The following is a 25,474-nucleotide window of genomic DNA, read 5'->3' as shown; positions in this document are numbered from 1 at the left end:
TCGAATACCCATTGGGTTGAATGCCATTGTGTTGAATGCCGTCTGGAGCATGAGTATGACAGTAAAATATTGTGGCGCGGGCCGCCTGGTTGCTGCGCTGACATTGGTGTTAATAGCGACTAGCGCAGCTGCTGAGCAGCCTTCACAGGGTGAGCAACCTTTACGAGTTGAACAACTGCAACGCTGTGGCAATCTGCTGGCGATGGATATTCAAGAATTCTGCCTGCGTGTCAGCGGGCTGCATGACACCGATTTTCAAGTGAAGCTCAACGGCACCCCACTTCACGCAGAAGGCCTTGACCACGATGGAGATCGAGTGCGGGTGCGCATCAATAGCGCCGATGTGCAAAGCGGTCCTCTGTGGTTCGAGCAGCACGAACAGTCCAGCAATCCGGTTTGGGTCAGCCTCAGAGGCAGCCATGTGCTGGCGGCCACGGATCAAGAGACCGCCAAGAACATGGATGACATTACCACCTACGTGGATCTGATCAGTCTGATCATTGAAGAAGACTACGACGGTGCTGAGGAGGCCCAGCGGCTGGCAGAAAAATACGGCGCTGAAGTCGTCGGCATGATCCCGCCGCTCAATACCTATCAATTGCGCTTACCCGTCGACAACCTGGAGGAGCGCGATGCGTTAGTACTCAGGTTAGGCAGCGAGGTCAGCATCGATGCGGTCGTCGTCGAAGAATCCGGCGCAGAAGAAAGCAATGAGAGTGAGGCGAACAGCCCACCTGCGGCGGATGACCAGGAGTGGGCATCCAATCGCTTTCTGGATGCAGTGAACTATTACCAGCGGCGTCTACCGCGCCAGAACGGGGATATCGAGACGCAGCCCATACGCATCGGCGTCATTGAACGAGAAGTCGACTTTGATGCGCCGGATTTTGCCGATTACCTGGGCAACTGCCGTAAAGATTCGTCAAGAACCTGTGTTTATGCACGCGATGCCGCCACGCCCGATGGGCACGGCACCACGGTTGCCGGCGTTTTGGCCGCGGCCTGGAATGAAGGCGGCAACAGTGGTTTTCTACGCGGCTTGGACGAGGTAGGCCCTGGCTTTGATGTGATTGTGGACCGCAATTCAGATGCAGGCATTACCGCCAATGTCGCCGCCTCGGTGAACCTTGTGGAAGACGGTGTCCGAGTGCTCAACTGGAGCTGGGGCATCCACCGGGTAGGCGCTACCGACATTAACGGCGACGAGGTTGATTCATTAGTGCGCTCAGGCATCGCCATGAGCGGTTACGAGGAACTGCTTGAAGAGTTCTTCTTATGGCTGCGCCGAGAACATCCAGATGTGGTGGTCGTGAACTCAGCGGGCAACGCATCATCATTTTCTGGGAGTGATGATTATCGGCTGCCCTCCTCGTTCGTGACCGAGCAGCTGTTCGTGGTGGGTGGGCATGAGCGCAGTGATGAGGACGTCCCGGTGGAAGATCCCCGTTACGTGATCAAACGTGAAGCATCGAATATCGATATGCGCGTGGATATCACTGCGGCGGCCTGTGTGCGCGGATCTTCCCTGATAGAGGGCGAGCAAGGCGAAGCCCACTGTGGAACCTCCTACGCAACCCCAGTGGTGGCCGGCCTGTTGGCCGCAATGATGTCGATAGATCCAGAACTCACGCCAGCGCAGTTACGCATCCTGCTCCGCCGCGGCGCCATGACCATCGGAGAAGAGTACGATTTCGAGCCGACTGATGCCGATGATCTGACCGCACCAATTTTACCGTCAGAACGCGCCAATGACCTGAATCATCCGGATATTGGCCTTTCCGCTCGGCTGAATATGTACAAGACGCTGGATCTAACGGTGCAGAGTCTGGAACGAGACCGCTAGGCTATCTAGAACGACTTAGACTAGAACGACTCAGAAAAGCCCACTCCCCGGGGGTGGGCGATCATCGCGAAGGCGCTTCTCGACCTATCGCCGTCAGGCAAAATCAACGTAAGCTCTCTATGCTATAAGAGTAAACCATCTGGCATCGATCAGATAACTCACCCAGCGCTTGTCTCTTTACATGACTTAACGCCACATCAAGGATGTTATGGGTCTTCAAGAAATCGCCTTTGGCGGCATTTATCTCAGCCCCTTACTGATTTACGCATTGATTGGGTTTGTCGCGACTTTAGTGACTCGCTCCTTGCTTCATTGGATAGTCGGGCAGACTCCGCTGTGGTACGAGGCATGGTTCGACATCTCTCTTTTTGTCATCTTCACAGCCGCCACCACCTTTATTTTCACCATTTTGCTTGAAAGCCCTTAAGAGAGACCCTTAATGCGCCCTTCGCTACGTATTCTGATCACCCTTGTTATTGTCGCGATTGCCATTGCCGCCGGTGCCTGGCTATGGCGCTACTACCTTTATACGCCTTGGACACGCGACGCCCGCGTGCATGCTGAAGTCGTCACCATTGCCCCCGATGTCTCCGGCTGGGTACGCACCCTTAATGTGGCCGATACCGATTACGTTGCCCAGGGCGATACGCTGTTCGAAATCGACGATGCGCGCTATCAAGCGGCAGTAGATAAAGCCCAGGCAACGGTGGAACACCGCCAGGCAACCCTTGAGCTCAATCGGGCCGAAGAAGGTCGCCGCAATCAGTTGCGCAACAGCCGCGCGATCAGCGCCGAAGACCAGCAGGTTGCCCAGGTGAATTCGCGCATTGCCGCCGCCGACCTTCAGCAGGCGGAGGCTGATCTAGCAAGCGCCCAGCTAGATCTGGAGAGAACCCAGATTACCGCGCCGGTCAGTGGGCATGTACTTAACGTGCAGTTTTCGGCCGGTAATTACGTCAATCGTGGCAATTCGGTGCTGGCGCTGATCGCCGCCAACTCCTACTACATAGTGGGCTATTTCGAAGAAACCAAAATGGCCACGATTAACGTCGGCGATCCGGTGGACGTCGTTTTAATGAACGGCGACACGCACCTCAATGGCCATGTAGCGGGAATAGGCCGAGGCATTGCCGACAGCAACACCAACCTGAACCAGCAGTTGCTGCCCCAGGTCTCGCCTACGTTCAACTGGGTGCGCCTGGCGCAGCGCATCCCGGTGCGCATCGCCCTGGATGACATTCCCGATGAAACGCTGCTGAGCGTAGGCATGACGGCTACGGTTAATGTCCGCCCTGCAAAGCGCCCTGCCGAGCGCTCTCCCGAAACCCAAAATGAACGGCCTGAGTAACCCATGTCGCCGTTCGTTCAAACGTATCTAATGCCCAACGCCACGGCGGTCAAATTTGCCATCAAGACCACCCTGGCGATGATGCTCGCGCTTTATGTGGCGCTTTTTTTTGATCTGGAGCGCCCCTACTGGGCGCTAATGTCGGCGGCGTTTCTCCAGATCCGTCCGATGAGCGGCATGGTGATTGAAAAAGGCATCTGCCAGCTGGGCGGCACCTTTATCGGTGCCGTGGCGGGCATCGTTATCATGGCTCTGTTCGCTCAGGCGCGTATACCCGCGCTGATTACTCTGACCGGCTGGATCATGCTGTGCACCTATGTCGGCTCGCTGTGGCGTAACAACTACACCTACGGCTGCCTGATGGCTGCGGTAACCGCCATGCTGATTGTGGTCATTTCCAGCGGCAGCACGCCTGCGGGGATTTTCGATATCGCAGTGGCGCGCCTTGCTGAACTGGGGCTGGGCGCGGTTTGCGCAATGCTGGTCAGCTCGCTGCTATGGCCATCCCACGTGGGAACCCACCTGGCGACCCAAGCAGACAGCGTGATCAACGAAGCCTTCGAGCATGCCGCCCTGCGCTTAGAGGCAAGCGACGACATTCCTGCCATGCAGAAGGCCCTGCGCGGCAGCCTAGGGCCGTTAACCCTTCTTGAATCCGATAGTCAGGCGGCCCGCTTTGAAGGCCCGGTAGGCCCTGGCCGCGTGCGCGCAACCCATGTACTCACCCGGCGCACGCTGCGCTTTTTGGCTAATTTGCAGGCGCTGCATCAACTCATGCACGACCATGCCGACCGGCTTGATCCACAAAGCCTTGAGCTTGCCTGTCAGGTGGCTCAGGGGTTTCGTGAGGCCGAGCACGACAAAGGCGTTGCAGAAGCCAGAAAAACGCTTCAAGCGCTACGCCATCGGGTACATGAAAATAACGACGAGACCAGCTTGGCACCGCTGGATCGCCGCCTGCGTCTGGGGCTACGTGAGTCCATTGGCCACGCCATGGTGATGCTTGATGCCCGCGAAGCGATCGCCTCCCCGGGGCGCTATCAATTGCGCTCGTCTCCGCTGGCCTGGCATCGCGACCACCTGGCGGCGGGTATCAATGCGTTACGCTCAGGGATTGTGTTCTCGCTGCTCGCGGTTTTCTGGATTGTGACCGCCTGGCAGAGTGCCATGATCGCCATGATGCTGGGCACTCTGTTTTCGGCCTTCTTTGCCAGCCGTGACAACCCCATAGCGATTACCATGATGTTCTACAAAGGCATGCTGGCGGCCATTCCCAGCGCGTTTTTGTTCGGCCATGTGCTGCTTTCTCAGGCCAACGGCTTTCCACTACTGGCGCTGATTTTCGGGACACCGCTATTTTTAGGCCTGTTAGGTGCGACCAACCCGGCCACGATGGGCTACTGTCTGGCCTTTACCATCTTCAATATCCTGCTGACGATGCCCGGCAACGGCATGGACTTCGCTTTCGATAGCTTTGCCAACCGGGTCGTTGCAGTGGTAATCGGCCTGAGCTGCGTCGTCATGGGCTTTCGCCTGCTGCCGGGGCTGGGAACTCGGCTTAGGCGGCGGCGCCTGATCAAGGCAATATCCAACGATATTCACGAGCTTAGACGGCGCTCCATTCGCGACGCCGAAACCCGGTTCAGCGGCCATATGGCCGACCGCCTGCTGCACCTGGCTCAGCACGACGATATGCTGCCCGAAGAACAGCGCCATCTGTTTATTCTTGGCCTGACCGGGCTTGATTTAGGCACCGCCACCCTGCGCCTGCGCGACCGGCTTGACGATGCGCCGCATCCACTTATTCGTGAAGCGCATCAAGATGTGCTGCGCGCGTTAGCGGTCGGCTTTGAAGACAGCGCGACCGGCCATGCGCCGCAAGGCATTCGTGAAGCGGGAAAACGGCTGGAAGATGCCATTGCCACCCACGGCGATATCCCCGCCGACCGCCGCGTCTTGCTGGAAGGCCTGATTGAGCGTCTGGAACTCTCGCTTGAGCGCTTGGCGCGCATTATGGCCGAGCGCCCGCAGCGTGAGCCTCAACCGCCGGCCAAGCCCTTTACTCAAGAAGTAAAAGACCACTAAACAAGTGATAGAAAGCGGCTTATTCAGTAGGGATGCAAGCAAAACCGCTGGTTCTAATTCGGAAGACGCGACGGAAGTTGGTCACTTGGCAAAGGAGGTGCTGCATGTCTCGTCCACGCAGGGTCTGGCTTGCGGTAGCCGCCATGTTCTTTCTCAATGGCGGGCTGTTCGGCACCTGGGCTTCGCGCATTCCTACGGTGGCATTGCAGCACGACCTGGATGGCGGGCGGCTCGGCCTGCTGCTGCTCGTGCTGGCCTCCGGCGCGCTGATCTCGTTTCCGTTGGCGGGCAGAGCCTCGGATACTTTCGGTGCTGCGCGCGCCACACTCGCGATTGCAGCCGCCTATACCCTTGCTCTCGTGTTGATCGCTTGCGCTTTCGACCTCTGGCTAACGGCGGCGGCGCTGTTTCTGTTCGGTGCTGGCCACGGCGCCATGGATGTCACCATGAACAGCTGGGCGGGCGAGGCAGAGCGCTTTATCGAAAAGCCGGTCATGTCATCGTTACATGCCATGTGGAGCCTGGGCGCGGGTGTCGGTGCCGCGGCAGGCTATATGACGATCAGCCTGGAACTGTCGCTGCTTACCCACTTTTTACTTATCGGCATCGTGATGTATGTGAGCATGATCTGGCTTGCGAGTATCGGCTGGCAATCTGAAACGCGGCCACGTCAGGCGGGTGCAAAACGCTTCCCTTTGCCTCATGGCGTTCTCCTCTGGGTCGGGATTATTGCCCTGTGCGCCTCGCTCGGCGAAGGCGCCATCGCCGATTGGAGCGCGCTGTTTCTGGTCACCGTTACCTCGGCGACCACCGCCCAAGGGGCGATAGGATACGCCGTATTCTCGCTGGCAATGGTCATCATGCGTTTGATCGGTGGCAGCGTGATCTCTTGGCTAGGCCCGACCAACGCGGCACGCTTTGCCGGGTGCTCAGCCACCATCGGCGTGCTTCTCGCCGTCATTCCCGCCACTTTCATGGCAGCGCTGCTTGGCTTCTTCTTTCTGGGTATCGGCTACGCGCTCATCATGCCGCTGGCATTTTCGCGCGCGGCCAATGACCCCGATACGCCACCTGGTGTCGCCATCGCAAGCGTAGCGACGCTAGGCTATGGCGGCATGCTGCTCGGGCCGCCGTTGATCGGCTTTACCGCCCACTTCATCTCGCTGCACTATGCATTTGGAATACTTGGCCTGCTGGCACTGTGCATCGTGTTTATTGCTTCATCGCTTGAGCGCTTCTAGCGCCTGTTTCTACACGCGCAGATGCCACCTAGGCCGGGGCAGATTGTTTAGCTGAACAGGCGCGCTAGGTGATCGGCATAGGCCGCCATATCACGCTCAACGTCCGGCGCCTTGATGACATCGTTGGCGATAAACGTGGGCAGCGCTTCCAGGCCAACAAACTCCTGAGACTTGTGGAACGGGAAGTAAACGCCATCGACACCGCGCCCTTCAAAGAAGTTATCCGCTTCATCAAAGGCGGCCAGCGGCGCGTTCCAGGTGAGCGAAAGCATATAGCGCCGCCCTTGTAATAAGCCGCCGCTGCCGTACTGCTTGGTAGGGTCCTGGCGTGAGCGGCCGTCGCTTGCGTAGAGCGAGCCGTGCCCGGCGGTGAAGACTTCATCAATGTAGCGTTTAACGCTCCAGGGCGCGCCCATCCACCAGCCCGGCATCTGATAGACGATGGTGTCCGCCCAGAGGAATTTTTCCACCTCGGCCTCTACCTCGTAACCCTGTTCAATCACCGTTTCGCGAACCTCATGGCCCTGCTCGGCTAACGTACGCCACGCGACATCATGCAGAGTATTGTTGAGTTCACCGCCAGAATGGGCGAACGGCTTACCGCCATTGATTAACAAAATCTTCATCGTTAAAAACCTCTTACCCAATAGATGACCTTACCTGTCGATGGGCGATAGTCCCACCTGCATGGCTTGAATGTTGGCTATTATGGGATGCTCACCGACATGGAAAAACCCGCCCCCTGGCAAGAGACTTTTGATATAAAATCAACAAACATGTGTTAACCGAACAGGTGCGAGTAACGCTCATGAAAACCACGCTTGAAGAGCAGCAGGCATTTATCACCGTGGTGGACAGCGGCTCGATCACCGGCGCCGCCGAACGGTTGGGCATTACGGTGTCAGGCGTCAGCCGGGCGCTTAATCGCCTGGAACGCAAGCTTGGCGCTACTCTGCTGCGCCGAACCACGCGGCGCCTGGAGCTAACCGAAGAGGGCGAAACGTTTTTAGATCACTGCCGGCGCATTTTAACCGCAGTAGAGGCCGCGGAAGAGTCGGTTCAGGATCACCACGGCCAGCCTCAAGGGCGGCTGCGGGTGAACGCCGCGCCCAGCTTCATGCAGTTCGTCATTGTGCCAGTGCTTGGTGAGTTTCGCGCCCGCTACCCAGGCATAACGCTACAGCTGGACACCCACGACCGTTTTGTAGACCTGCTGGAACAGCGTGTGGATTTAGCCATTCGTATTGGAGAGCTTGACGACTCATCGCTGCATGCACGGCGCCTGGGCCATAGCCCGCTTCGTATTCTAGCAAGCCCCGCTTACCTTAAGCGCGCGGGCACTCCACAAAGCATTGAAGACCTTGAGCGCCACAGCCTGCTCGGCTTCAGCCAGCTTGACCACCTTAATCGCTGGCCGCTGCGCCGTGCCGATGGTGAATACTTACGCATTACGCCCGCCCTCTCCGCCTCCAGCGGCAGCACGCTGATTGAGCTCGCGCTTAAAGGCGAAGGGATCGTCTGTCTAGCCGACTTCATGACCATCACGCCCCGCAAGGCAGGTGCATTGGTCGATGTACTGCCCAATCATACCGAACGTCAAATGCAGGCCGTCAATGCCGTCTACTACCGTCAGGCCACGCTATCCCAGCGCGCCCGGCTGTTTATGGATTTTCTGGCCGAACGCCTGCCGGGGGAGTATTTGCAGGGCTAAAACTGTCAGTAGTGAATTAACTAAAGTATCCAGCCATTCTGAACCTGACGCCCGATATTCCCTTTAAGAACTGTGCTTATTTTGCAGCGCATCGCTAAATGCGGCGGCTAGAATGCCTGTGGGCATGGCGATAATCCCGATGCCTGCCACTGCGGTTAGGCCTGCAAAAAACTTACCCAGTGCGGTAATCGGCGTGACATCGCCATAGCCCACGGTGGTCAGGGTAGCGATGCTCCACCATAACGCGCGTGGTACGCTGCCAAAGGCTTCCGGCTGGGCGGCGGCTTCCACCACATATAGGCAGCAGGATGAAAACAGCAGTAACAAACCTGCCACTCCGGCACTTAGCAACAGCTCATGGGTGCGCGATTTAAGAGCGCTCGCCAAGGCCGACCACGCCTGACTAAACCGCCCCAATCGCGCCAAGCGTAATATGCGCGCCAAACGCAGCAGCCGCAGTAGAAAGGCGTTGTTATGAGATATGAAACCCAGGAAGAAAGGCAGAATGGCGAGCAAATCCACCAGCGCCCAAAACGAGAAAATATAGCGAATACGCCCTGTAACACCGCGATAACGCGGGTCTTCACCTATCGCATACAGCCGCAGCAGATATTCAATCGTAAATGCACCGACAAACACAGCCTCCAGTACTGTAAATAGCCCTGGCGCCATCGCTCGAAGTGCCGACTCGGTTTCCAGTATAGCGGTAAGGGAGGCAAGCAGAATTAACACACAGATAAGCTGATTGAGTTTCGACAACCCCTTCTCATGCCAGGCTTCAGGTGCTAACTGGTGATAGAGTTCGGCTTTATTCATGCCCTCGCTCCAGCGGGCGCTGGTTGACGCAAATCAATCGATGTACTGCCACGGTGGCATAAATATTCAGGCGCTTCTTCCCTTGGTCATCTCGAGCTTTGGGCTTTTTAATGGTTATAACCACTTTATTATTAACTACATCCAAGTAAACCCGAAGGCACAATCGATTGTAAAGAAAAAGGCATGGCGACTTGCCGGTGATTAGCGACGCGCTATCGATGCCTTTAACGCAAAGCCCCGGCCTGGGCCGGGGGCTTGTCAAACATCTGAGCTTGCAGCGTCGAGCTTAGGACTCTACGTGAAACGCCATGGTCGCGTTGACGGCTTTTTTCCAACCCGCATAGAGTTCGTCGCGCTTTGCATCTTTCATCTGTGGCGTAAAGCGCCGCTCTAACGCCCACTGTTCGACGATTTCATCGCGTGATTTCCAAAACCCGACGGCGAGCCCGGCGAGATAAGCCGCACCCAGCGCGGTGGTCTCGCTCACTTCGCAGCGCAGTACGTCCACCCCCAGTATGTCGGCCTGGAACTGAGCAAGAAAATTATTGGATATCGCCCCGCCATCGGTGCGCAGCTCGGTCAGCGCAATATCGGCATCCGCCTGCATGGCTTTGAGAACATCGGCGCTTTGATAGGCAAGCGATTCTACCGCCGCGCGCACAAAGTGCTCTTTTTGGGTGCCTCGCGAAAGCCCAAACATGGCGCCGCGCACGTTGGAATTCCAGTAAGGTGCGCCCAGGCCAGTAAAGGCAGGCACCATATAAACGCCGTCATTGTCTTTAGCGCGCGTGGCGTACGCTTCAGAATCAGACGCCTTGCCCAGCATTCTCAGGCCATCACGCAGCCACTGGATAACGGAGCCCGCCACAAACACGCTGCCTTCCAGTGCATATTCCAGCGTGCCGTCCACTTCCCAAGCAACCGTAGTAAGAAGGCCGTTCTTGGAGGGCGTGGCGTGGGTGCCGGTGTTCATTAGCGTAAAACAGCCGGTGCCATAGGTGTTTTTCGCCATACCCGGTTTAAAGCAGGCCTGGCCGAACAGTGCGGCGTTTTGGTCGCCAGCGATACCGGCAATCGGCACCTCCTGGCCCATCAGAAACTTAGGCAGCACATTGCCGTAGATTTCACTGCTAGATTTAATCTCGGGCAGCATCGACTCCGGCACGCCGAAGAGCGCTAGCAGCTCCGGGTCCCACTGTCGATCACGGATATTAAACAGCATCGTGCGGGATGCGTTGCTGACATCGGTCGCATGCACGGCACCGCCGGTCAGGTTCCACACCAGCCATGAATCGATGGTACCGAATAGCAGGTCGCCCTTTTCGGCTTTCTCTTTAACGCCCGCTACGTTCTCGAAAATCCACTTCAACTTGGTAGCAGAGAAGTAAGCGTCAATCACCAGGCCGGTTTTATCGCGAATCATATCGGCGTGGCCAGCTTCACGCAGATCATCACAGATTTCGGCGGAGTGACGCGACTGCCAGACAATGGCGTTATGCACGGCCTGACCAGTATGTTTGTCCCATACCACGGTGGTTTCACGCTGGTTGGTAATACCGATGGAAGCAATTTCGGAGACATCGACGCCGCTGTTATTAATCACCTCGGTCAAGGTGGTCAGCACGCTGGTCATGATTTCGCGGGGGCAATGCTCGACCCAGCCAGGGCGAGTAAAAATCTGTTCGAACTCGTGCTGCGCTACGCTGGCTATCCGGCCTTCATGGTCAAATAGCATCGCCCGCGAGCTGGTGGTACCTTGATCAATAGCGAGGACGTAGTTTTTCTGGCTCATGAAATGCCTCTCAAGCGTTAACGTTAAACGATTATTTTAAAATCAAATCAGCAGGCTGATTTAATAAACCCGAGCGATTTAATAACCCCGGCGATTTAATAACCCCGGCGATTTTAATAAACATAGGCGGCAAGCCCGGCAAGCACACTGCCGATAGCGGGCCCGAGCACGGGCACCCAAGCGTAGGACCAGTTACTCGTCCCTTTATGCTTGATGGGGAGAAGCGCGTGGGCGATACGCGGCCCCAAATCCCGAGCAGGATTAATCGCGTAGCCTGTTGGCCCCCCTAGCGAAGCACCGATCGATACTACCAGCAGAGCCACTGCCAGCGGGCCAAGCCCAGACGGCGTATGACCAAACATGATAATGACAAACACCAGCACAAACGTGCCGATGATCTCAGTGACCAAATTCCATCCATAAGCCGGGATGGCCGGGCCTGTAGAGAACGTTGCCAATATACTTGAAGCGTTTTCGGTAGCATCGTAATGCTTTTTATAGGCCAGGTAGCAAACGGTTGCACCCAACCAGGCACCGATAACTTCAGCGGTAAAGTAGGCGCTGGTGGTCACACTGTTGATAGGAATACCGGGGGCATACTCATTCGCTGGACCTACCAGCAACGCAAGCGTAACGGCGGGATTTATATGCGCGCCGGTGTCGTAGGCGACATAAACCGCGCAAAAAACCGCTAGCCCCCAACCAAAAAAGATAACGACACTATCGCTACTGTTAGCGTTGGTTTTGTTCAACAGTACGTTAGCGACTACTCCACACCCCAGCAGCGTTAATACGGCCGTACCGGCTATTTCGTGTAGAAAAATTGTTTCAAGCATTGCCACTCAGCTACCCCGTTTGACCGACTCGTCACTCTTTGAAGCAGCCGGATGTTCTATTTTGAAAATTCGTTTTCTTTTTTGGCATCCTATAGCGGGTATTTAAAAAAACAATATAAAAAAACGAACACAATCAGATAACAACCATATCCAGTTGATTATAAATATATTTTTAATAAATATAGACATTAGTTTAAGACGCAATTATTGAACGAAATCACCATGATCTTGTTCATCGATAACGCCAACATTGTCAATTAACGAACATTTAAGACTGGACAGTTATCGAATAGTGGACTTCTGTACGTATGTTTATGAAAGCGTAAACGCCGTTAGTTTTGGGTTCGTAAAACGTGACCTATACTCAGGTTGGCAGCGATTAAGCTGCCCACCCCAAGTCCGTATTGAAAACGGGCCTGACCACGCTTTTTTTGGGGTCACTTATCAAGGAGGAACGTGCTATGTCGAGGTCTACACCGACGGCCTATCTAAGCGGAATCCATCCGCTCCATGCCCTATTACTTGCGAGTACTTTTCCACTTTTTCTTGGCGCCACATTAAGTGATTACGCTTACTCGAAAAGCTTTCATATCCAGTGGAGCACGTTTTCTTCCTGGTTAATTGCTGGAGGGCTTGTTTTCGCAGGCCTAGCTTTTCTATGTGCGATTATCGGCCTGTTTCGTGCCGAGCATCGCCGCGGGCTTATGCTGGTTTATCCATTGCTCTTGCTGGTCATCTGGGTACTCGGCTTTATCAATGCGCTCGTTCATGCCCGTGATGCCTGGGCCATGATGCCCACCGGCCTTATTCTTTCGATCATCGTTACCGTACTGACCGTCGCGGCGATCTGGATCGGTTTTTCTCGGCGCACCGTCGGAGCAACGTCATGAAATATTTCGCACTTCGTTATACAACGCCTTTGGCACTGCTGCTGGCTGCCAGCGGCGCTAATGCTTTTGATGTAGAACAGCCTTTCGGCCCTAACCCCACGCTTCCCGAACCGCAGCGCGGGCTGCTGCCAGACATGACGGTTCCCGAACCCGCCGAATGGGGCGGCCAGCTGCCTACAGTGCCCGAGGGCTATACCATCACCAGGATCGCTTCTGATCTCAAGGTGCCCCGGCAAACCATCATGCTACCCAATGGCGATATTCTGGTGGCGGAAGGTAGCGGCGGTAATGCACCGGCATTAAAGCCCAAGGATGTGATCGCTGGGTATATCAAGGACCAAGGCAACACCGCTGTAGAGGGCGGCGACCGCTTAACCCTGCTACGCGATGACAATGGCGACGGCAGCTACGAACAGATGATTTTCGCCCAAGACCTTAACGCGCCTTATGGGCTGGCTCTGATAGACAACAACCTCTATGTGGCCAACCAGGATGCGCTGGTGCGCTTTGATTATGACGAGGGCCAAACAGAGGCCAGCGGGCCGCCAGAGGTCATTGCGCAACTGCCCTCAGCGATCAATCACCACTGGACCAAGGCGATGACCGCCAGCGCCGATGGGCAGTTTGTTTATGTCGGTATCGGCTCGAACAGCAATATTACCGAGCGGGGCATGGAGGCGGAGGTTAATCGCGCCGAAGTGTGGGAGATCAATGTCGACACGGGCGCGCACCGCCCCTATGCCACCGGCCTGCGCAACCCCTCAGCGCTAGCCACCCAACCCGATACCGGCACGCTTTGGGCAGCGGTTAACGAACGTGACGAACTCGGTCCGGACCTGGTACCTGATTATATTACCTCGGTTCAGGAAGGCGGTTTTTATGGCTGGCCCTACAGCTACTGGGGGCAGCATGTTGACCCTCGCGTACGCCCGGAAGATCCTGAAAAAGTGGCATCCGCTATTGCACCGGACTACAGCCTTGGCTCTCACGTAGCCCCGCTTGGCCTGGCTTTTTCTACGCCCGCCATGGGCGAAGAGTACGCCGAGGGCGTTTTTGTAGGTGAGCACGGCAGTTGGAACCGCGCGGACCCGGTTGGCTACAAGGTAAGCTTCATCCCCTTTAGCAACGGCCAACTTGCTGACAGCGACCCGATTGATTTTGCCAGTGGGTTTCTTACCGATGATGGCAGAGCACTTGGCCGCCCGGTCGGTGTCACTATTGATCCGGATGGCGCGCTTATTATTGCCGATGACCTGACCAATGCGATTTGGCGGGTTACGCCGGATAATCCGCCCGCCCCACCGGAGCAGGAGCCTGAAGCAAACGCTTCTGAGCCAGAGGAGCCCGAGCCAACATCCACCGAACCACCCGAGCAGCCATCAACGCCCCAAGAGGCTGACTAACCACCAAGCGTCGGGCAGGTACTCCCTGCCCGTCGCTGCTTCATCACGCTGTCTCAAACGGTGAATGCTTAAAACCCCAGCAAGCGCTTACGCACGGGGCGAATAGCCACCAAAGCCAGCACTGCCAGCGCCAACCACTCCAGCCAAACAGGCAGTAGTTCCTGAACCTCGCTTGCCTGATCGACCACGTTCCAGCCCGTCACTCCCAGCACGCTATCTACTGTCCAACCTACGAGCACAGTAACGACAAGCACGCTGGCGAGATAAACCGCCAACGCTGCATTGCCCAGTTCGCGACGCAATATCGCTAACGTCGCCAGACTGGTGATCGGCCCCGCCAGCAGGAAAACCAGCGCCATACCCGGTGAAATCCCCGCTAACAGCAGCCCAGCGGCAACCGGCGTGGCCGCTGCCGCACAAATGTAGAGTGGGATGCCCACCACGGCCATCAGCGCAAGCGCCAGCAGCCCACCTGAGTAATGGGCCAGCGTATCAGGCGGCACCAGCGTTACCAGCACGCCCGCCAGCAACAGTCCGGCAAACACCCATGCGCTGATATCATCCAACAGATCACTAAACGCATAACGCAGCCCGGCCTTCAAACCGCTGGGTTCGTCGGCTTTCGTGGTGGGCGTATGACAGCCGGAGGAAGCGCAGCAGCCGCCAAGCGTGGCAGGGGCGGGAGTTGCAGGTTCACGCGTTAATCCGACTAGCAGCCCGGTGACAATGGCCGTTACCAAGGCACCGATGACGCGCACGACGGCCATCAACGGACCAAGCAGTACGCTGGTCAGTAGAATGGAATCAACGCCCACCCCCGGCGTGCTGATTAAAAAAGACGTCGTGGGCCCACGCCCTGCACCACTCCGATGCAAAGCAATAGCGGTAGGAATCGCGCCACACGAACACAGCGGCAGGGGCATACCAATGACGGCCGCCCGCACAATGCTGCCCAAGCCACGCCCTCCCATCCAGCGCTGCAGCACGTGTTCCGGCAGCCATGCTTTAATTAGCCCAGCAATTACCAACCCCAACAGCAGCCACGGGGCCGCCGTTAACGCAATTTGCAATAGCTCTATAACCAGCGTCATGTCATCACCTGCTTGTCCACAGAGGGAATAGGGGCTAGCCTAAACCCTGTAATCGTTACAGGGTCAAGCCGATGAAAAACACGTATCGCATTGGTGAAGTGGCTACCCGCACAGGCTGCTCACCGGAAAGCATTCGTCATTACGAAAAGCTCGGGTTACTGCCACCCGCCAAACGCAGCGAGCAAGGCTACCGGCATTACGACCAAGCAGCGCTTGCGCGTATCGGTTTTATTCGTCACGGCCGCAGCCTCGGTCTCGACCTACCTAGCATTCAGGAATTACTGGCACTTTCAGACCACCCGGACACCGACTGCGGCGCGGCTGACGACATCGCCACTCGGCACCTTCAGCATCTGGAAGCGCGCATTGCCAAGTTGCAAGCGCTCGCTACTGAGCTACGCCAGGTAGTACAGCAATGCCGGGGTGGCAAAACCGCCGACTGCCAGATCATCCAAACGCTATACGACCACACGCTTGCCTGCAGCGAGCACGGCTGTGGATAAATAGAGGCGACGATGCGTAGAAGCGTGGCGAGGCGCCCCTCTTCCTCAAGTAGCTATCGACTACAATGGTGTTAGCGCATCGTAAAAAGGACTTTTAAATGATCGAATCACGCGAAGAGCTAGAAGCCATCAGAAAAACATGCCATTCAATGGTGACAAGAAGCTCGAGTCTCTCTGCTGGCACAGCGATCATCCCCATTCCCGGCGTGGATATCGGGTCAGACGTTGCCATATTGCTAAGGCTCATTCCTAAAATAAACGATAAATTCGGCTTAACGCCCGAGCAAATCGAAGGTCTGGATACCGAATCAAAAGTGATGGTGATGACCGCTATTTCCAATGTCGGCAGCAAGATGGCCGGGAAGTACATCACCAAAAAACTGGTGGTATCGCTGCTTCAAAAGATGGGCGTCAAAGTAGCCGCCACCGGTGTGGCTAAATATGTACCCTTTGTCGGCAGCGCCGTGGCGGGGGGCATCAGCTTTACGGCGATGAAGTATATGGGCAATAGCCATGTTGAGGATTGCTATAAAATTGCGCTGGCGACACTGGAGAGTAACCGCGCCGACTTACAGCCAGTAACGGGTTCGATAGAACCCAAATAGAGCATACTAGCGAAAGGTGCTGGCTTGCTGCGCTTTGCATTATTGTATCTTCAGTATTGTCTAACAGGTCAGCATCTCAAACAATAAGCGTTCTCATGATCATTTACATATGAGAACTGTTTTTATATGATCCCTCTGTATTACTGATAATACTAACGAGCAAGCGCCCATAGGCGCGATGCAAGGGATTATATGAAAACGCCTTTACTCCATGCCTTAAACACGACACGCTTCGCTGGCTCTATCTCCAGGCCCACCCAACTCTTCACTAAAAGCGCACTATCCTTTCGAGAAGTCACCTTTACCGCCATTTTGTCTACGTCGCTGCTGGCTTCAACAGGTGTTGCGGCGCAAACCACTGACGCCGCTAGCCCAGAAGCGCTGGAAACCGTGACGGTCACGGGCGAAAACCTTTATGACAACGTTGGCTATACGCGCCGCACCACCAGCGCGGGTACCGGTTTAACACTAAGCCAAAAAGAGCTGCCACAAGCCATCAGCATCGTTACTGAACAACGAATGCAGGACCAAAACCTGGATACCGTCGAGGCGGTATTAAGTAACGTCACGGGTATTTCAACGCGTAATGTCGATAGTGATCGTGTCGGCTTTTCCTCCCGTGGTTTTCGTATTAACAGCTTTCAGTACGACGGCATCCCTACGCTAAACACGGATAACCGTTGGTATTTTGGTGAAGGTCGGCTCAATACGGCTATTTATGACCGCGTTGAAGTAATACGTGGCGCCAACGGGCTGGTTAGTGGATCGGGCAACCCAGGCGCTTCGGTTAATTTTGTGCGCAAGCATGCTGAGAGCCGGGAATTTACTGGCTCCGTTTCTGGCACGCTGGGCAGTTGGGATAAACGCGGTAGCACTGTTGACATAACCACACCGCTAACCGCCTCGGGCAATGTGCGGGCGCGCTTTATCGGCGGTTATGAAGAAGGGGGTGCCCACCTTGACCGTCAGGATAAGCGAAGCATGTTCGGCTACGGCGTTATTGATGCAGACGTAACCGACGCCACCACGCTTTCGTTGGGCTTTGATTACCAGGACAGCCACACCTCTTCACCCACATGGGGCGGTCTACCGCTGTGGTTCAGCGACGGCACGCCAACCAATTACTCACGCTCGTTCAGCGTGGCGCCGGATTGGTCCTACTACGACTTCAAATCTGAAAAAGTCTTCGCGGAAATCAACCATCGGTTTGCTAATGACTGGCAGGCTCGTGTAGTGGGCACCCACGAAAAAACCGATATGGATGGCAAGCTGGCGTATCCCTACGTGGAAGGAATGCTGCCAGACCAAATGGATGGCAGTGGCGTCGGCTTCTATACCGGATGGAACAAGGGGCATCGGAAAGTTAACTCTGTAGATGCCCAGGTCAGCGGGCCATTCGAGCTATTGGGACGCGAACACGAACTGGTCGTAGGCGGTAGCTACAGCGACCAGAAGAACAACTACGAAAACAGCTTCATTGATGGTCTCTTCACGGTTGATGACTTCAACAACTGGGGTGGCTCGGCACCTAACGAGGGCTGGTCCGAATTTACCCCTTCTGAAGCATCAAGCACTCGTCAGAAAGCCGTCTATACCGCTTCACGATTCTCACTTGCTGATCCGTTAACGCTGATTCTCGGCGCACGCTATACCGAATGGGATGGAATGACGCTATTCCGTAGCCTGGATAGCCAGAGCAAGCACGAAGTAACACCTTACGGTGGAATCGTATACGACCTCAACGATACCTATTCAGCCTTTGCCAGCTACACCGAGATTTTCGAGCCGCAAAACTACCGCGATGCGAGTGGCGCCTACCTGGACCCGGTGGTAGGCAAAAACTATGAGACCGGCCTCAAGGCGGCCTGGCTTAATGGCCTGGTTAACGGCTCTTTCTCAGTCTTCCGAATAGAGCAAGACAACGTTGCCACGGCAGACCCGGGGCTTCCTGGGCAAACCGAGACGTACTACTCCGCCGCTAGCGGCGTAGTGAGTGAGGGCTTTGAAGTGGAACTAAGTGGTGCGGTCACTGATGATCTTGATATGACGATCGGCTACTCCCACTTCACCGCGAAAGCCAAAGAAGGCACGTTCAATACCAATCAGCCACGCTCGCTGTTCAATCTTTTTGCCAGCTATAACGTGCCACAAAAGCGTGAGCTAACGATTGGCGGCGGCGTTAACTGGCAGAGCAGCCTGTTGGCTAGCGACCTCACCACCCCCGCCGGTATACCTACCGAGTATGAGCAAGGCAGCTATACGCTTGCCAATCTTTTTGGCCGCTACCAGTTCAATCAAGACCTATCACTTCAGGTCAACATCAAGAACCTGTTCGACGAAAAGTACTACAGCAATGTCGGTGGCTACGGCGTCTATGGCGAACCAGCCAGCATCTCCTCGACGCTGCGCTATTCGTTCTAATGCACAGGCGTTAGCAATGATGGCGTCGCCTTGATACCACCGCCTCCATTCGCCCTGCCCGAATGGAGGCGATTGCATAATTGAACCGGAGAGCATAATGACCTGGCTACGTAGCAGTAAAGCACTAGGCCTTGCGGCCGTTGCAACGCTTACTTTAGGGTCAACCCTCGCGGGTGCCCAAGAGTACCCGCTAGAAATCGAACACGCCCTTGGCACCACCATCCTTCAGGAAAAACCGGAACGAATCGCGACCGTGGCGTGGGCGAACCATGAGGTGCCGCTGGCGTTAGGCGTTGTACCGGTCGGCTTTGCTGCCGCCAACTTTGGCGATACCAACGGCAACGGTTTGCTGCCTTGGGTGGAAGCCCGGCTTGAAGAACTTGAAGTAACGCCCCCCGCCCTGTTCGATGAAGGTGACGGCATTGATTTTGAAGCCGTTGCGGCCAGCCAGCCTGATGTAATCCTTGCGGCCTATTCAGGGCTTAGCCAAGCGGACTACACCACCTTGAGCCAAATTGCCCCCGTCATCGGTTACTCCGAAGGCCCGTGGGCGACAGACTGGCGCGATATGATTCTTCTCAATAGCGCTGGCATGGGCATGGCCGACGAAGGCCAGGCACTGATTGAACGCCTTGAACGCCAAATTGCTGAAACTGCCCAGGCGCATGCCGAACTAGAAGGCAAAACAGCCATGTTCGTGACGCACCTCGACCCCACCAACCTGGGGCGCATCTCTTTCTACACCGATAACGATGCGCGAGTGCGATTCTTCCATGACTTGGGGCTGGTCTCGCCAGCGATCGTTCAAGCCAACTCGGCACCGGGCACGTTTTCAGGCGAAATCAGCGCTGAGCTAATCGACCAACTGGCAGACGTGGATATTCTGGTCACCTACGGCGGACAAGCGCTGATTGAACAGCTCGAAGCCCATCCGTTGACCTCTCGGCTGCCCGTCGTTGAAAACGGCGCCATTGTGCTGCTCGACAATAGTCCGCTGGGTACTGCGGCCAATCCGACACCCATGTCGATTTCATGGTTATTAGACGATTATGCTGACCTGCTCTCAGAAGCCGCACGCCACGCAGAGTAACGTTGTTGCTGCGCCAGCCGCTAGCGTTACCCGGCAACGTAATAAGCGAGGCACGCGCCTTGCTGGAGGCCTACTGCTGCTGGCGCTGCTTGCGTTGGCGCTAACGCTTTCTGTGGCGTTTGGCGCTCGCACGGTGGGTTGGCCAGAGGTAATGGCGGCGCTAAGCGGGCAGGTAGAAAACATTGGTGATGCCGCCGTGGCGAGCCGCTTGCCGCGTACTCTACTGGCAGTGCTGGCAGGCGCCGCGCTCGCCGTATCAGGAGGCGTTATGCAAGGGCTTACCCGTAATCCGCTTGCCGACCCCGGCCTGTTAGGCGTTAACGCCGGGGCGGCGCTGGCCATTGTCATAGGAATCGCGTGGTTTGGGATGGATGAAACCACGACCTACATCTGGACAGCTATTCTGGGTGCCGGGCTTGCCGCTGTGGCGGTTTACGCTATTGCCAGCCTGACCCGCGGGGGCGCTACACCGCTCAGGTTGGCGTTGGCCGGGGCCGCTACGACGGCGGCGCTAAGCTCGTTGGCGACGGCCGTTATACTGCCACGCGGCGATATTGCGGGGCTGGCGCAGTCGTGGCTGGTGGGCGGTATTGGCGGCGCGACGTACGACCAGATCATGCCCGTGCTGCCTTTTCTGCTCGCAGGTTTTGTGATCACGTTACTCGCCGCACGCAAGCTCAACCTGCTGGCACTGGGCGACGATGCCGCTGCGGGCCTGGGCGAAAAAGTCGCCATCGCCAGAGCCATGTCGGCGTTGGGCGCAGTACTGCTATGCGGCCCGGTTACGGCTATCTGTGGCCCCATCGGCTTTGTCGGGCTGGTGGTGCCGCATGCCTGCCGCCTATTAGTCGGTGGTGACTACCGCTGGCTATTGCCGTTTTCCGCCTTGGGTGGCGCCGTGCTGTTAACGTTTTCAGATGTGGTGGGCCGGCTGGTAGCGCATCCTGCAGAGCTTGATGCGAGCATCGTTACCGCCTTTATCGGTGCTCCCGTGTTTATCTGGATTGTACGCAACCGCAAAGTAGGCGCGCTATGAACCCGCCCTCTTATAACGCCACGCCTTCATCCCCCTCTCAACGCCATGGGCACCGTTCTTACGGGCAGATGCGGCGGGCACACGCCAAGCGCCGGGGGCGGATACTTGCGGTATTGGCCGCCTGTTTACTGGCAGGCGTAGTGTTGACCTTGATGCTGGGACAATCCTTTACGCCACTCACCACGGTGCTGCGCATTCTGGGTGGCGCTGAGGTACCCGGGGCCAGTTTTACCGTGCGAGAATTACGCTTACCAAGGGCCGTGGTTGCGGTGCTGGCAGGCGCCTGTTTTGGACTGGGCGGTGTCGCTTTTCAAACCCTATTGCGTAACCCGCTGGCAAGCCCCGACATTATCGGTATTAGTACCGGCGCGAGCACCGGCGCGGTGTTTGCCATTGTAGTGCTATCACTCAGCGGCACGGCGGTTTCAATCATTGCGATTGCGGCTGGGCTAGGCGTGGCGCTGTTAATCTACGGGCTCTCCTGGCAGCAAGGCGTAACTGGCACTCGATTAATTCTCATCGGCATTGGCCTGGCCGCGATGCTACAAAGCGTCACGGCGTATCTTCTAATGCGTGCGCCCAGTTGGTCACTGCAGGAAGCACTGCGCTGGATGGCGGGTAGCCTTAACGGTATGCAGCTTGACCAAGCACTGCCGCTGTTTATCGCCCTGCTACTGTTTGGCGGGCTGTTGTTAAGCCGCCACCGTGACCTGGAAACCCTGCGCATGGGTGACGATATCGCGGTGGGGCTGGGTGTTCGTTTAGCCCTCACGCGAATTACTGTGGTAGTTACCGCCGTGGCACTTGTCGCCTTTGCCACTGCGGTGACCGGCCCGATTGCGTTTGTGGCGTTTCTTTCCGGCCCCATTGCGGCACGTTTGGTGGGGCGCAACGGCTCGCTGCTGATTCCTTCTGCACTGGTAGGCGCGCTGCTGGTGCTTCTGGCAGACTACGCGGGCCAGTTTTTACTACCTGCCCGCTATCCGGTCGGCATTGTGACCGGCGTATTAGGCGCCCCCTATCTCGTTTACCTGATTACTCGCGACAATAAAAGCAGAGGCACCCTATGAGCGCTTCGTCGCTTCTCGCCCAACACCTGACCGCAGGTTACGGCGAACGGACCATTCTTAATGACGTGAGCCTAACCGTTCAAGCGGGGCAAACAACCGCTATTGTGGGCGCTAACGCCTGTGGAAAATCGACGCTGTTGCGCGTGCTTTCGCGTCTCATGACACCGGAGCAAGGCAACGTGTTGCTGGATGGTAACGCCATTCATAAGCTCCCCGCCCGCCGCCTGGCGCAACAGCTGGGGTTTCTGCCTCAGTCGCCTATCGCGCCGGAAGGCATCACTGTGCTGGAGCTGGTGAGCCGCGGCCGCCACCCGCATCAAGGGCTTTTCCAACGCTGGAGCGCTACCGATGAAGCCGCCGTGGCCGATGCTTTAAGCGCGACTCACATGGCTAACCTGGCCGACAGCGCCGTAGAAGAACTCTCCGGCGGGCAGCGCCAGCGGGCGTGGATCGCCATGGCCCTTGCTCAGCAAACTGATGTGTTACTGCTGGATGAGCCCACGACCTTTCTGGATATCAACCACCAGATCGAAGTGCTCGACCTGCTCACCGACTTAAACCAAACGCGCGGCACCACCATTGTGATGGTGCTTCACGAGCTGAACCTGGCCGCCCGTTACGCCGACAAGCTAGTCGCCATGGCGAACGGCAACATCTACGCCGTTGGCCCATCGGAAGACGTATTTACCGAACAGATGGTACGCGACGTATTTGGCCTGGAAAGCCGCGTTATCGACGACCCGGTCACGGGAAAACCCATGATGATACCGCTGGGGCGGCATGGGGCATGCAAGCGTAAGCACGCACCCACTGCCGAGGGAGAGACACAGGCCGGTTAAATGGGGGAAAGAGGCTGCTCAATGGCACGCCCAACCTGTAGCACTTTGGCGTCATCAAATGCCTTGCCCATAATCTGGACGCCTACGGGCAGCCCTTGATGATCTTTACCAAATGGCACCGTCAGCGCAGGTAGTCCGGTCACATTGGCGGGTGCGCATAAGCGCACATACGCTTCGGAGACACTCTCTTGGCTGCCGTCTTCCCAATCAAACGTCTCCTGCTCCAAGCGTGCTGCTGTCTGGGGCACGGTGGGTGTCAGTAGAACGTCGATGTCTGAAAACAGGGAACCCCAGCGCTTAGCGATGAGGCCTCGGGCACGCTGCGCCTTCAGGTAATCGCCTGCTGGCAGCAGTTGTCCGGCTTCGAGCAAGGTGCGTACATCATCACCGTATAGCGATGCTGATTGGCGTATGTCCTTGGCGTGTACGGTTGCTGCCTCGGCCACCATCAAGCCCCACTGAGTCGGAATAAGGTAGTCAGCCAGCGGAATATCCACCTCCACCAGCACGGCGCCCTGTTGTTCCAGATGCGCTGCCGCACGCCTAACAGCCGCGGCGACTGGCTCCGCAACGTGGTCAAAATAGTAGTTGCGTGGGATACCAACACGCAGCCCATGCACACTCGACTGTGCGTTGGTATCAAAAGCGGCAGGAGGAGTACGGCTAGCGGGGTCGCGCGCATCAAAGCCCATCACTGCCTGCAATAACAGGCCAACATCCTCTACCGTGCGTGCCATAGGGCCCGCATGATCGAGCGACCAGGCCAGGGGCATAGTGCCGTGGCGAGAGACCAAGCCATACGTAGGCTTGAACCCGACCAGCCCGCAAAGTGCTGCGGGCACCCGAATCGAGCCACCGGTATCGGTCCCCATGGCTGCCCAGGCGCCGCCGTAAGCAACCGCTGCGGCAGAGCCCCCACTGGAGCCCCCCGACGTGCGCTGTGGATCAAGCGGATTGCGCGTTTGAGGTGTGGTCAGGCCGAAAGCGAACTCATGCAAATGGGTCTTGCCCAAGAGTATGGCGCCGCCACGCAGCAAGGCATCCGTTACCGCGCTGTTGGCCTCGGCCAGGTGTCCGTCCCGAATACGGGAGCTGGCAGTGGTGGGTTGGCCAGCAACATCGAACAGGTCTTTCAGCGCGATAGGAATGCCATGCAGCGGCCCACGGTAACGGCCATGTTGAATGTCTCGCTCGGCCTCAAGTGCCTGCTGACGGGCGGCTTCTTCCCATACAGATACAAAAGCGTTGATCTCTGGCTCTCGCGCACCAATACGCGCCAAGGCCGCATCCAACAATTCTACTGGCGACAGTTCGCGTGCCGCGATGGCGGCACTGGCTTGGGCCAGTGTCAGGTTCAATGGATTTAGCATGGTTGGTTCCCCTGGCTAGCATCAAAGGCAAATGAAGGAGTGCATGATTCATCGATAGGTAATTCGTCAAGCCGGGCAATGACCGTGTGTATGTGATGCAGTACACCCGCAATCAGTGGCGCACGTTCAGAGTTCAGGGGCAGCCCCAGGCTGGTAGCCAGAGCCTGGATTTCCTCGGCAGACATAGGAGAGACATTTTGAGCAGTCATGCTTGATTTCCTTTCTTCATTGAAGTGCGCGCTTGCATAAGCAGCAGGATAATGGCGAGCAAGGCCAGTGCTGTGATCACCGCACCATAGATATTGACTGCGGCCAGCAAACCGGCCTTCTGCGCCAGGAAGCCGACAGCCATCGTGGGCACGCTATGGGCCAGATAACTTTCGATATAGAACACGCCCATCAGCGCGGCACGTTCATGGGGCTCAGCCAACGGCAGGACACTGCGTACAGCCCCGAGGAAGCTCGCGCCAAACCCAAACCCCGCAATGACCGACCCGGCCAACAGCAAGACAGCGTTTCCCTGGTTAGCCCCGACCAAAATGACAACCAGCCCTGCGACCAAGGCAAGTTCGCCAGACAAGAGGGTTGTAAAAGAGCTCAGCTTGCGAGCCGCCAGAACCGCTGTGGCGCCGGTGAGCGTTAGCGCTGCGACGACAAGACCACCCAGCCATGGCGTGCTCACATGCGTAACGTCAACGATCAGCGATGGCATAAGCGATAGATAAAAACCACCTAGCATCCACACAGCCACGTTTGCAGGAGTGACAGATAACAGCGTTTTTCGCGCTTGCAGCGGCACGGTAATGCGTGGTTTCAGGCTTGCCCATGCACCCGGGCGATATGTCACCGTCTCTGGTGCCAGCCAAATCAAGCCCAGCATCACCAGAAAAATAGCCAGCAGCAACACGTACACCATGTGCAGCGGATCAGGCGCCAACACGACCAACGAGGTACTGCCTAGCGCGCCAGCTGCCATACCAAGCAGCGGTGAGATGCTGTTAATCACAGCCCCCCTCTCCCGACTAACATCGAGTATCGCCGCGCCAACTGCCGCAGTGGCCATACCCGTGGCAAAGCCTTGCAGAGCGCGCGCACCAACCAGCCAACCCGGCCCGGCCGCACCCAAAAAAACCACCATAGCGATGATCTGTAGCGACAACGCCATGGCAATAACCGGACGTCGACCAATATGATCGGACAGCCTCCCCGTCACCAGCAGTGCCAAAAGCAAAGCCAGCGCGTAAGTGGCAAAAACCACCGTCAGCAGTGTTGCGCTAAAGCTCCACTGCCGCTGATAAAGTTGGTACAGCGGGGTAGGCGCACTCGATGCTGCTAAAAAGGCAATCATTATCGCTGTGTGCAGGAAAACGGTACGGGCGGGAGACAAACTCCAGCTAGAGGAACGGCGGACAGTATCAGAAACGTTGATGGACATGACCTCTCCCAAAAGGCAAAATATTAGCTTTAAAGAGCATAAACTCAAT

Annotated in this window: 23 protein-coding genes; 15 read left to right on the top strand and 8 right to left on the bottom strand. The window is 56.7% G+C overall.

Translation table 11 applies throughout. The features are described 5' to 3' along the window. The first annotated feature begins 55 nt into the window (after positions 1-55). The 5 genes from ACT3T6_RS03650 to ACT3T6_RS03630 all read left to right on the top strand — a co-directional run bounded on the left by ACT3T6_RS03650 (position 56) and on the right by ACT3T6_RS03630 (position 6,517). Positions 56-1,843 (top strand): S8/S53 family peptidase, encoded by a 1,788-nt coding sequence (locus tag ACT3T6_RS03650; protein WP_193055408.1) that lies wholly within the window; start codon positions 56-58, stop codon positions 1,841-1,843. Between the two features lie 208 nt (positions 1,844-2,051). Further along, positions 2,052-2,270, top strand: coding sequence for a DUF1656 domain-containing protein (locus ACT3T6_RS03645; RefSeq protein ID WP_193055407.1), 219 nt, complete (start codon positions 2,052-2,054; stop codon positions 2,268-2,270). Between the two features lie 12 nt (positions 2,271-2,282). Continuing rightward, on the top strand, positions 2,283-3,191 hold the full coding sequence (locus tag ACT3T6_RS03640; RefSeq protein WP_193055406.1) for an efflux RND transporter periplasmic adaptor subunit: 909 nt from the start codon (positions 2,283-2,285) through the stop codon (positions 3,189-3,191). A 3-nt stretch (positions 3,192-3,194) separates the two neighbouring features. Beyond that, on the top strand, positions 3,195-5,276 hold the full coding sequence (locus ACT3T6_RS03635) for an FUSC family protein (protein WP_193055405.1): 2,082 nt from the start codon (positions 3,195-3,197) through the stop codon (positions 5,274-5,276). 104 nt (positions 5,277-5,380) lie between these two features. Then, the gene (locus ACT3T6_RS03630; protein WP_193055404.1) at positions 5,381-6,517 is read left to right on the top strand and encodes an MFS transporter; all 1,137 of its coding nucleotides are present in this window, start codon (positions 5,381-5,383) and stop codon (positions 6,515-6,517) included. A gap of 47 nt (positions 6,518-6,564) precedes the next feature. Here ACT3T6_RS03630 and ACT3T6_RS03625 read toward each other — a convergent pair whose 3' ends face one another. Then, the gene (locus tag ACT3T6_RS03625) at positions 6,565-7,143 is read right to left on the bottom strand and encodes an NAD(P)H-dependent oxidoreductase (protein WP_193055403.1); all 579 of its coding nucleotides are present in this window, start codon (positions 7,141-7,143) and stop codon (positions 6,565-6,567) included. 182 nt (positions 7,144-7,325) lie between these two features. Here ACT3T6_RS03625 and ACT3T6_RS03620 point away from each other — a divergent pair, with 182 nt between their 5' ends. Then, on the top strand, positions 7,326-8,228 hold the full coding sequence (locus ACT3T6_RS03620; protein ID WP_193055402.1) for a LysR substrate-binding domain-containing protein: 903 nt from the start codon (positions 7,326-7,328) through the stop codon (positions 8,226-8,228). A gap of 63 nt (positions 8,229-8,291) precedes the next feature. On the opposite strand, the gene ACT3T6_RS03615 is transcribed toward ACT3T6_RS03620, so the two are convergent. The 3 genes from ACT3T6_RS03615 to ACT3T6_RS03605 all read right to left on the bottom strand — a co-directional run bounded on the left by ACT3T6_RS03615 (position 8,292) and on the right by ACT3T6_RS03605 (position 11,672). Further along, complete coding sequence (locus ACT3T6_RS03615; protein WP_018917951.1) at positions 8,292-9,044, bottom strand: potassium channel family protein; 753 nt, start codon at positions 9,042-9,044, stop codon at positions 8,292-8,294. A 286-nt stretch (positions 9,045-9,330) separates the two neighbouring features. Continuing rightward, a complete protein-coding gene (gene glpK / locus ACT3T6_RS03610; RefSeq protein ID WP_193055401.1) occupies positions 9,331-10,836 on the bottom strand; it encodes a glycerol kinase GlpK in 1,506 nt (501 codons plus the stop codon). 113 nt (positions 10,837-10,949) lie between these two features. Further along, positions 10,950-11,672, bottom strand: a complete 723-nt coding sequence (locus ACT3T6_RS03605) for an MIP/aquaporin family protein (RefSeq protein WP_193055400.1) — start codon at positions 11,670-11,672, stop codon at positions 10,950-10,952. A 461-nt stretch (positions 11,673-12,133) separates the two neighbouring features. Between ACT3T6_RS03605 and ACT3T6_RS03600 the strand changes: the two genes are divergently transcribed. Further along, positions 12,134-12,562, top strand: coding sequence for a DUF2231 domain-containing protein (locus ACT3T6_RS03600; RefSeq protein WP_193055399.1), 429 nt, complete (start codon positions 12,134-12,136; stop codon positions 12,560-12,562). Further along, a complete protein-coding gene (locus ACT3T6_RS03595) occupies positions 12,559-13,965 on the top strand; it encodes a PQQ-dependent sugar dehydrogenase (RefSeq protein ID WP_193055398.1) in 1,407 nt (468 codons plus the stop codon). The genes ACT3T6_RS03600 and ACT3T6_RS03595 overlap by 4 nt, the downstream gene beginning before the upstream one ends. Positions 13,966-14,033: 68 nt before the next feature. Here ACT3T6_RS03595 and ACT3T6_RS03590 read toward each other — a convergent pair whose 3' ends face one another. Next, positions 14,034-15,056 (bottom strand): SO_0444 family Cu/Zn efflux transporter, encoded by a 1,023-nt coding sequence (locus ACT3T6_RS03590; RefSeq protein WP_193055397.1) that lies wholly within the window; start codon positions 15,054-15,056, stop codon positions 14,034-14,036. A 71-nt stretch (positions 15,057-15,127) separates the two neighbouring features. Here ACT3T6_RS03590 and ACT3T6_RS03585 point away from each other — a divergent pair, with 71 nt between their 5' ends. From ACT3T6_RS03585 to ACT3T6_RS03555, 7 genes are all read left to right on the top strand, one after another. Continuing rightward, positions 15,128-15,559 carry a MerR family transcriptional regulator gene (locus ACT3T6_RS03585; protein ID WP_193055396.1) on the top strand — a complete coding sequence of 144 codons (432 nt, stop codon included), beginning with the start codon at positions 15,128-15,130 and terminating at the stop codon, positions 15,557-15,559. A gap of 98 nt (positions 15,560-15,657) precedes the next feature. Beyond that, positions 15,658-16,164: a hypothetical protein gene (locus ACT3T6_RS03580; RefSeq protein WP_193055395.1), complete on the top strand. Its 507-nt coding sequence runs from the start codon at positions 15,658-15,660 to the stop codon at positions 16,162-16,164. 192 nt (positions 16,165-16,356) lie between these two features. After that, a complete protein-coding gene (gene fhuE, locus ACT3T6_RS03575) occupies positions 16,357-18,585 on the top strand; it encodes a ferric-rhodotorulic acid/ferric-coprogen receptor FhuE (protein ID WP_193055394.1) in 2,229 nt (742 codons plus the stop codon). Between the two features lie 97 nt (positions 18,586-18,682). Then, positions 18,683-19,675, top strand: coding sequence for an iron-siderophore ABC transporter substrate-binding protein (locus tag ACT3T6_RS03570; protein WP_193055393.1), 993 nt, complete (start codon positions 18,683-18,685; stop codon positions 19,673-19,675). Then, on the top strand, positions 19,635-20,711 hold the full coding sequence (locus tag ACT3T6_RS03565) for a FecCD family ABC transporter permease (protein WP_193055392.1): 1,077 nt from the start codon (positions 19,635-19,637) through the stop codon (positions 20,709-20,711). The genes ACT3T6_RS03570 and ACT3T6_RS03565 overlap by 41 nt, the downstream gene beginning before the upstream one ends. Continuing rightward, positions 20,708-21,781, top strand: coding sequence for a FecCD family ABC transporter permease (locus ACT3T6_RS03560; protein WP_193055391.1), 1,074 nt, complete (start codon positions 20,708-20,710; stop codon positions 21,779-21,781). The genes ACT3T6_RS03565 and ACT3T6_RS03560 overlap by 4 nt, the downstream gene beginning before the upstream one ends. Further along, positions 21,778-22,620 carry an ABC transporter ATP-binding protein gene (locus ACT3T6_RS03555; protein ID WP_193055390.1) on the top strand — a complete coding sequence of 281 codons (843 nt, stop codon included), beginning with the start codon at positions 21,778-21,780 and terminating at the stop codon, positions 22,618-22,620. Before ACT3T6_RS03560 ends, ACT3T6_RS03555 begins: the two co-directional genes overlap by 4 nt. Here the strand turns inward: ACT3T6_RS03555 and ACT3T6_RS03550 are convergent. The 3 genes from ACT3T6_RS03550 to ACT3T6_RS03540 are packed head-to-tail and all read right to left on the bottom strand — an operon-like array spanning position 22,617 to position 25,425. Next, a complete protein-coding gene (locus ACT3T6_RS03550) occupies positions 22,617-23,990 on the bottom strand; it encodes an amidase (protein WP_193055389.1) in 1,374 nt (457 codons plus the stop codon). The two genes, ACT3T6_RS03555 and ACT3T6_RS03550, sit on opposite strands and share 4 nt — an antisense overlap. Beyond that, positions 23,984-24,199, bottom strand: coding sequence for a hypothetical protein (locus tag ACT3T6_RS03545; protein WP_193055388.1), 216 nt, complete (start codon positions 24,197-24,199; stop codon positions 23,984-23,986). Before ACT3T6_RS03545 ends, ACT3T6_RS03550 begins: the two co-directional genes overlap by 7 nt. Beyond that, a complete protein-coding gene (locus tag ACT3T6_RS03540; protein ID WP_226912039.1) occupies positions 24,196-25,425 on the bottom strand; it encodes an MFS transporter in 1,230 nt (409 codons plus the stop codon). Before ACT3T6_RS03540 ends, ACT3T6_RS03545 begins: the two co-directional genes overlap by 4 nt. Positions 25,426-25,474: the final 49 nt, after the last annotated feature.

The organism is Halomonas sp. 72 (assembly GCF_052379785.1).
Lineage (GTDB): Bacteria > Pseudomonadota > Gammaproteobacteria > Pseudomonadales > Halomonadaceae > Vreelandella > Vreelandella citrativorans.
Note: the sequence above shows the minus strand (reverse complement) of the source record. Positions and strands in the feature narration are given on the sequence as shown.

Bases quoted from the DNA above. Each gene is read 5' to 3' on its own strand.
- ACT3T6_RS03615 (WP_018917951.1), bottom strand. From the start codon at position 9,044: ATGAATAAAGCCGAACTCTATCACCAGTTAGCACCTGAAGCCTGGCAT.
- ACT3T6_RS03570 (WP_193055393.1), top strand. From the start codon at position 18,683: ATGACCTGGCTACGTAGCAGTAAAGCACTAGGCCTTGCGGCCGTTGCA.
- ACT3T6_RS03630 (WP_193055404.1), top strand. From the start codon at position 5,381: ATGTCTCGTCCACGCAGGGTCTGGCTTGCGGTAGCCGCCATGTTCTTT.
- ACT3T6_RS03635 (WP_193055405.1), top strand. From the start codon at position 3,195: ATGTCGCCGTTCGTTCAAACGTATCTAATGCCCAACGCCACGGCGGTC.
- ACT3T6_RS03645 (WP_193055407.1), top strand. From the start codon at position 2,052: ATGGGTCTTCAAGAAATCGCCTTTGGCGGCATTTATCTCAGCCCCTTA.
- ACT3T6_RS03595 (WP_193055398.1), top strand. From the start codon at position 12,559: ATGAAATATTTCGCACTTCGTTATACAACGCCTTTGGCACTGCTGCTG.
- ACT3T6_RS03540 (WP_226912039.1), bottom strand. From the start codon at position 25,425: ATGTCCATCAACGTTTCTGATACTGTCCGCCGTTCCTCTAGCTGGAGT.
- ACT3T6_RS03600 (WP_193055399.1), top strand. From the start codon at position 12,134: ATGTCGAGGTCTACACCGACGGCCTATCTAAGCGGAATCCATCCGCTC.
- ACT3T6_RS03565 (WP_193055392.1), top strand. From the start codon at position 19,635: ATGCTGACCTGCTCTCAGAAGCCGCACGCCACGCAGAGTAACGTTGTT.
- fhuE (WP_193055394.1), top strand. From the start codon at position 16,357: ATGAAAACGCCTTTACTCCATGCCTTAAACACGACACGCTTCGCTGGC.
- ACT3T6_RS03560 (WP_193055391.1), top strand. From the start codon at position 20,708: ATGAACCCGCCCTCTTATAACGCCACGCCTTCATCCCCCTCTCAACGC.
- ACT3T6_RS03555 (WP_193055390.1), top strand. From the start codon at position 21,778: ATGAGCGCTTCGTCGCTTCTCGCCCAACACCTGACCGCAGGTTACGGC.
- ACT3T6_RS03640 (WP_193055406.1), top strand. From the start codon at position 2,283: ATGCGCCCTTCGCTACGTATTCTGATCACCCTTGTTATTGTCGCGATT.
- ACT3T6_RS03625 (WP_193055403.1), bottom strand. From the start codon at position 7,143: ATGAAGATTTTGTTAATCAATGGCGGTAAGCCGTTCGCCCATTCTGGC.
- ACT3T6_RS03545 (WP_193055388.1), bottom strand. From the start codon at position 24,199: ATGACTGCTCAAAATGTCTCTCCTATGTCTGCCGAGGAAATCCAGGCT.
- ACT3T6_RS03590 (WP_193055397.1), bottom strand. From the start codon at position 15,056: ATGACGCTGGTTATAGAGCTATTGCAAATTGCGTTAACGGCGGCCCCG.
- ACT3T6_RS03620 (WP_193055402.1), top strand. From the start codon at position 7,326: ATGAAAACCACGCTTGAAGAGCAGCAGGCATTTATCACCGTGGTGGAC.
- ACT3T6_RS03550 (WP_193055389.1), bottom strand. From the start codon at position 23,990: ATGCTAAATCCATTGAACCTGACACTGGCCCAAGCCAGTGCCGCCATC.
- ACT3T6_RS03650 (WP_193055408.1), top strand. From the start codon at position 56: ATGACAGTAAAATATTGTGGCGCGGGCCGCCTGGTTGCTGCGCTGACA.
- glpK (WP_193055401.1), bottom strand. From the start codon at position 10,836: ATGAGCCAGAAAAACTACGTCCTCGCTATTGATCAAGGTACCACCAGC.
- ACT3T6_RS03580 (WP_193055395.1), top strand. From the start codon at position 15,658: ATGATCGAATCACGCGAAGAGCTAGAAGCCATCAGAAAAACATGCCAT.
- ACT3T6_RS03585 (WP_193055396.1), top strand. From the start codon at position 15,128: ATGAAAAACACGTATCGCATTGGTGAAGTGGCTACCCGCACAGGCTGC.
- ACT3T6_RS03605 (WP_193055400.1), bottom strand. From the start codon at position 11,672: ATGCTTGAAACAATTTTTCTACACGAAATAGCCGGTACGGCCGTATTA.